This window comes from Streptomyces durocortorensis (assembly GCF_016901035.1).
Taxonomy (GTDB): domain Bacteria; phylum Actinomycetota; class Actinomycetes; order Streptomycetales; family Streptomycetaceae; genus Streptomyces; species Streptomyces durocortorensis.
In genome coordinates this window covers 1-6,393 of the sequence record NZ_JAFEUF010000329.1, presented here as the reverse complement: position 1 = coordinate 6,393, position 6,393 = coordinate 1, and the positions used below count along the sequence as shown (strand labels likewise).

The window sequence follows — 6,393 nt, the reverse complement described above, 5'->3', positions numbered from 1 at the left end:
CCCCCCCCCCCCCCCCGCCGCCCCCCCCCCCCCCCCCCCCCCCCCCCCCCCCCCCCCCCTAAACCCCCCACGCCGAGGGGCCGGCACCCACCAGGCACCGGCCCCTCAGACGTACAACATCAACAACTGCCCCTACGCGTGCGTACGCAACAACGTCCGCATAGTCCGCATAGCCACGGACAGATTCGCCAGATCAAACGCATCCGACCCCTGGATCTCCTCCAGCGTCGACCGCGACCGAGCAAGAATCGCCGCGTTCTTCTCCTCCCACGCCCGGAACCGCTCCTCCGGCGTGGCGGACCCGTTCCCCACGCTCAGCACGTCCGACGTGAGCGCCGCATGCGCCGCGTACAGGTCCTCGCGGATCGACGCGCGTGCCATGGACTGCCAGCGGTCCGCCCGCGGCAGCTCGATGATCCGGTCCATGAGCTGCGTGATCCGCAGCCGGTCCGCGAGGTCGTAGTAGACCTCGGCGACCTCCAGCGGCTCCTTGCCCGTCCGGTCGGCGATGGCCACGATGTCCAGCGCCGGGAAGGCGGAGGAGAACCCGGCCACCCGCACCGCCAGCTCGTCCGGCACGCCCGCGGCCGTCAGCTCGTCCAGGATCGAGTGGTACCAGTCCAGGTCGGCACCGCGCACCAGCTTGGGCAGCTCGTTCCAGACCTGCTCGACCCCGTCCCGAAACAGCTCGATGGTCTCCGCGATGGCGACGGGCTGCGGCCGGTTGCCCAGCAGCCAGCGCGAACCACGCTCGACCAGCCGCCGCGAGTGCAGCCGGATCCGGGTTTGGACGTCGGCGTCGACCGTGTTGTCCAGCGCCTCGACCGCGTCCCAGACCCCCGAAAGACCGAAGATCTCGCGGGCCGTGAACTGGGCCCGCACGATCTCCTCGATCGACGCCCCGGTCTCCTCCCGCAGCCGGTGCAGGAAGGTCGAACCGGCGGTGTTGACCGTGTCGTTGACCAGGACCGTCGTGATGATCTCGCGCCGCAGCGCGTGCCCGTCGACCGCCTCGGGGAACCGCTCGCGCAGCTCGCTCGGGAAGTAGGCGTGCACCAGCTTCTGCAGGTGCGGGTCGTCCGGCAGGACGGTGGAGATCAGCTCGTCCGCCGTCGTGATCTTCGTGTAGGCGAGCAGCACGGCCAGCTCGGGCTGGCTGAGCCCCTTCTCGTTGCTGAGCAGCTCCCGGATGTGCCGGTCGGCGGGCAGGAACTCCAGCGCCCGGTCCAGCGCGCCGTCCCGCTCCAGCCGGCGCATGAAGCGCTGCTGGGCGTGGAGCAGCGAGGGCGCCTGCGCGGAGGCGTTGGAGAGGGCGACGTTCTGCGCGTAGTTGTTGCGCAGGACGAGCGCTCCGACCTCGTCGGTCATGTCGGCGAGCAGCTTGTTGCGCTGCTTGACGGTCATGTCGCCGTCCCGGACGAGCCCGTTGAGCAGGATCTTGATGTTCACCTCGTGGTCGGAGGTGTCCACACCGGCGCTGTTGTCGATCGCGTCGGTGTTGATCCGGCCGCCGTTGCGGGCGAACTCGATCCGGCCGAGCTGGGTGGCGCCGAGGTTGCCGCCCTCGCCGACGACCTTGGCCCGCAGGTCCTCGCCGTTGACGCGGATCGCGTCGTTGGCCTTGTCGCCGACGTCGGCGTTCGACTCGGGGACGGCCTTGATGTACGTGCCGATGCCGCCGTTCCACACCAGGTCGACGGGCGACTTGAGGATGGTCTGCATCAGATCGGCGGGCGTCATCTTGCTCACCGAGGAGTCGATGCCGAGCGCCTCGCGGACGTGCGCGTTGAGCGGGATCGACTTGGCGCTGCGCGGGTGGATGCCGCCGCCCGCCGAGAGCAGGTCGGTGTCGTAGTCGGCCCAGGAGCTGCGCGGCAGGTCGAACAGGCGGCGCCGCTCGGCGTACGAGGTGGCGGCGTCCGGGTTCGGGTCGATGAAGATGTGCCGGTGGTCGAAGGCGGCGACCAGGCGGATGTGCTCGGAGAGCAGCATGCCGTTGCCGAAGACGTCACCGGACATGTCGCCGACGCCGACGACGGTGAAGTCCTCGGTCTGGGTGTCGTGGCCCAGCTCCCGGAAGTGCCGCTTGACGGACTCCCAGGCGCCCCGGGCGGTGATGCCCATGCCCTTGTGGTCGTAGCCGGCCGAACCGCCGGAGGCGAACGCGTCGCCGAGCCAGAAGTTGTAGGCGACGGCGACCTCGTTGGCGATGTCGGAGAAGCTCGCGGTGCCCTTGTCGGCGGCGACGACGAGGTAGGTGTCCTCCTCGTCGTGCCGGACGACGTCGGTGGGCGGCACGACCTCGCCGGCGACCATGTTGTCGGTGATGTCGAGCAGCGCGGAGATGAACGTGCGGTAGGCGGCGATGCCCTCGGCGAACCAGGCGTCGCGGTCCACGGACGGGTCCGGGAGCTGCTTGGCGACGAAGCCGCCCTTGGCGCCGACGGGCACGATGACGGTGTTCTTCACCATCTGCGCCTTGACCAGTCCGAGGATCTCCGTACGGAAGTCCTCGCGCCGGTCCGACCAGCGCAGACCACCGCGGGCGACCTTGCCGAAGCGCAGGTGGACGCCCTCCACGCGCGGCGAGTAGACCCAGATCTCGTACGCCGGCCGGGGCGCGGGCAGATCCGGGATGGCCTGCGGGTCGAACTTCATCGAGACGTAGGAGTGCGGCGTGCCGTCCTCCGTGTGCTGGAAGAAGTTCGTGCGCAGGGTGGCCTTGATGACGGTGAGGAAGGACCGCAGGATCCGGTCCTCGTCGAGCGAGGCGACCTGGTCCAGAGCCCCGTCCAGCTCCTCCAGGAGCCCGTCGGTCAGCTCGGTGCCGGCGCTCTGCCTGCCGGGCGACATGCGGGCCTCGAAGAGCGAGACGAGCAGCCGGGTGGTGTGGACGTTGTTGCGGAGCGTGGACTCCATGTAGTCCTGGCTGAAGGTGGATCCGGCCTGCCGCAGGTACTTCGCGTAGGCGCGCAGCACCATGGCCTGCCGCCAGTTCAGCCCGGCGCCGAGGACCAGGGAGTTGAAGCCGTCGTTCTCCGCCTCGCCCTTCCAGACGGCGGCGAAGGCCTCCTGGAAGCGGGCGCGGGCGTCGTCGGCGAGGTAGCCGCCGTTGCCGTTGACCAGGGGCATCCGCAGCCCGAAGTCGTAGATCCAGGCGTGGGTGCGGTCCGCGCAGCGCAGCTCGTACGGCCGCTCGTCGACGACCTCGACGCCGAGCTGCTGGAGGGCCGGGAGGACGGCGGAGAGGGAGACCTGCTCGCCGGTCCGGTAGATCTTGAAGCGGCGCTCGCCGGGGCCCGCGCCGACCGGCTCGTACAGGCTGAGGGCGAAGTCCTTCTCACCCTCCCGGAGGGTTTCGAGGTGGACCAGGTCGGACACGGCGGCGCGCGGCGAGTGGTCGGCCTTGTAGCCCTCGGGGAACGAGTGGCCGTACTGGCGCTGGAGTTCGGCGCCGCGCTCCTCGCCCAGCTCGGCGGTGAGCGCCTCCTGGAAGCCGTCGGCCCAGGAGCGGGCGGCCTCGACGAGGCGGGCCTCGATGCGGTCGGCGTCGGCGTCGGTCAGGTGCGGCAGCTCGGTGCCGGCCGGAACCCGGATGACGAAGTGGAGCCGGGAGAGGATCGACTCGGTGTTCCACGCGGTGAAGTCGACGCTGGTGCCGCCGAGCTCCTCCTTGAGGATGTCGATGAGCCGCAGGCGCACGCCGGTCGTGTAACGGTCGCGCGGGAGGTAGACGATCGCGGAGTAGTAGCGCCCGTACTCGTCCTGGCGCAGGTAGAGCCGCAGCCGGCGGCGCTCCTGGAGGTAGAGGACAGAGGTCACGACGGAGCGGAGCTGGTCGACGGGGGTCTGGAACAGCTCGTCGCGCGGGTAGGTCTCCAGGATCTGGAGCAGGTCGCGGCCGTCGTGGCTGTTGTACGAGAAGCCGGCGCCCTCGACGACCTCGGCGACCTTGCGGCGGATGACGGGCACCCGGCGCACGGACTCGGTGTAGGCGGCGGAGGAGAAGAGGCCGAGGAAGCGGCGTTCGCCGACGACGTTGCCCTTGGCGTCGAACTTCTTCACGCCGACGTAGTCGAGGTAGCTGGGGCGGTGCACGGTGGCCCGGCTGTTGGCCTTCGTCAGGACGAGGAGCTTGTGCTCACGGGCCTTGGCGCGGGCGTCGGCGGGCAGCCGGTCGAAGGACGGGCTGACCGGGTGGGCCTCGTCCTCGCTGTGCTGCGGGTCGGACCGCAGGATGCCGAGGCCGGTGCCGGGGACGGCGGCGAGCGCGTCGCTGTCCTTCAGCTCGTACTCGCGGTAGCCGAGGAAGGTGAAGTGATCGGCGGCCAGCCAGCGCAGTAGCTCGCGGGCCTCCTCGACCTCCTCGTCGGCGAGGTCGTCCAGCGGCTCGCCGGGCAGGTCGTCGGCGATCCGGAGGGCGGCGTCACGCATCTTCCCCCAGTCCTCGACGGTCTCGCGGACGTCGGACAGGACGCGCAGCAGGTCGGCGGTGATCTGCTGGAGGTCGGCGCGGTCGGTCTCGCGGTCGATCTCGACGTGGATCCAGGACTCGACGAGCGCGTCGTGCGGCAGTTCGCTCTTCTCACCCTTGGCGTTCTTGCCGCCCTTGATGCTCTTCGGGATGCCGGGACCGCCGGAGAGGACCTCGATGAGCTTGCCGGTGACATCACGGCGGACGGTGACCTGCGGGTGGATCACGACGTGGATGCCGCGGTCCTGCCGGGACAGCTCATTGGTGACGGAGTCCACCAGGAACGGCATGTCGTCGGTGACGACCTCGACGACGGAGTGGCTGCAGGCCCAGCCGTTCTCCTCGACGGTCGGGGTGTGCACCCGGACGTTCGCGGTGCCCTGCGGACGGTTCTCGGCCAGCCGGTAGTGCGAGGCGGCGGCACCGAAGACGTCGACCGGGTCGCGGCCGCTGAGGTCCTCCGGAGCCGTATGCAGGTAGTAGCGCTGGAGGTAGGCGAGCACGGTGTCCTGACCGGCAGGGGCGCTCTTGTCGGCCCCGGCGGCGGAGACCCGCGCCCGGGGGGCACCTCCCGGGCCACCGACACCACCGCCCGGACCGTTGTCAGCTACCTTGGCGGCCCCTGCGAGCAGCTCGGCCTTGGCTTCGTCCAGCTTGGTCTGCATGTCCTCTGGCTCCTGTCGCGCGCCGTTGCGTGACGTAGGTGAGAAAAGCGACGTACCGCCACGACGCGGGGTTTCCGGTCTGGGTCGACGCTATGCCGCTTCGAGAGTTCCCCGTGACCACATGGGCCATTTTTGACGGCCGGTCCGGAGTCGGGAGATCGCGGATCGCCCGGGTGCTGTGGCACTCCGGCCCGCGGCCGGGGGCTTCGCTGCCCCCGAGGCGTATCGCGCTGATCACGGCACCAGGCTATCGCCCTCGCACCCCACCCCGTCATGAGCTGCTTGTGTACAAAAGAACCCCCCGAACTTTGACACTCTGGACAGTGCGCCGCGCCGCCTTGGCGAACTCCTGGAACCGGGGCAATCTCTCCGTACAGTCCGAAATCAGGCCACCGGCAGACCGCGAGCCGACCCGCCGTCGGCCGATCGCCCTCCGAGGAGTCCGCCATGCCGCAGAAGATCCTCATCGTCACCGGCGACGCCGCCGAGTCGCTCGAAGTCCTCTACCCGTACCAGCGGCTGCTGGAGGAGGGGTACGAGGTCGACATCGCGGCCCCCGAGCGCAAGACGCTGCGCTTCGTGGTCCACGACTTCGAGCCCGGCTTCGACACGTACACGGAGAAGCCCGGCTACACCTGGCCCGCCGACCTGTCCTTCTCCGAGGTCGACCCCGGGGCCTACGTCGCCCTGGTGATCCCCGGCGGCCGGGCCCCCGAGTACCTCCGCAACAACCCCGAGCTGCGGAAGATCGTCGGCGCCTTCTTCTCCGCGGACCGCCCGGTCGCCCAGATCTGCCACGGCCCCCTGATCACCGCCGCCACCGGTAACCTCAGCGGCCGCACCGTCACGGCGTACCCGGCCCTGGAGCCGGACATGCAGAGCGCGGGAGCAACGTTCCAGGACACGGAGGCGGTGGTGGACGGCCCCCTGGTCTCATCGCGAGCCTTGCCGGACCACGCGGCCTGGATGAGAGAGTTCCTGAGGGTGCTCCGCTCAAGCCCGTCCGGCGACTGAGGACATCTCTTCCCCGGAAAGCGCCGCACCTTCAAGCCCGCCCGGGCACCCACCAAAGCCCGTCCGGCGATTGAGGACATCCTTCACCTCAGCCACACCCCGGCCCGCGGGGGCACCTTCCCAGCCCGCCCGGCGCACCTCTCCAGCCTGCCCGGCGCTTGAGGGCATCCTTTCCAGCCCGTCCGGCGCTTGAGGACCGGGGCCCCGGGCAGCGCCCCGCAACCCCAGTCTCATATACAA

2 protein-coding genes are annotated in these 6,393 nt (G+C 70.1%); one reads left to right on the top strand and one right to left on the bottom strand.

The window, feature by feature from the left end; genetic code table 11:
• Positions 1–132: 132 nt before the first annotated feature.
• A complete protein-coding gene (locus tag JS521_RS32855; RefSeq protein ID WP_205086549.1) occupies positions 133–5,139 on the bottom strand; it encodes an NAD-glutamate dehydrogenase in 5,007 nt (1,668 codons plus the stop codon).
• Between the two features lie 447 nt (positions 5,140–5,586).
• Between JS521_RS32855 and JS521_RS32850 the strand changes: the two genes are divergently transcribed.
• Positions 5,587–6,153, top strand: a complete 567-nt coding sequence (locus JS521_RS32850) for a DJ-1/PfpI family protein (protein ID WP_205086548.1) — start codon at positions 5,587–5,589, stop codon at positions 6,151–6,153.
• Positions 6,154–6,393 lie beyond the last annotated feature (240 nt).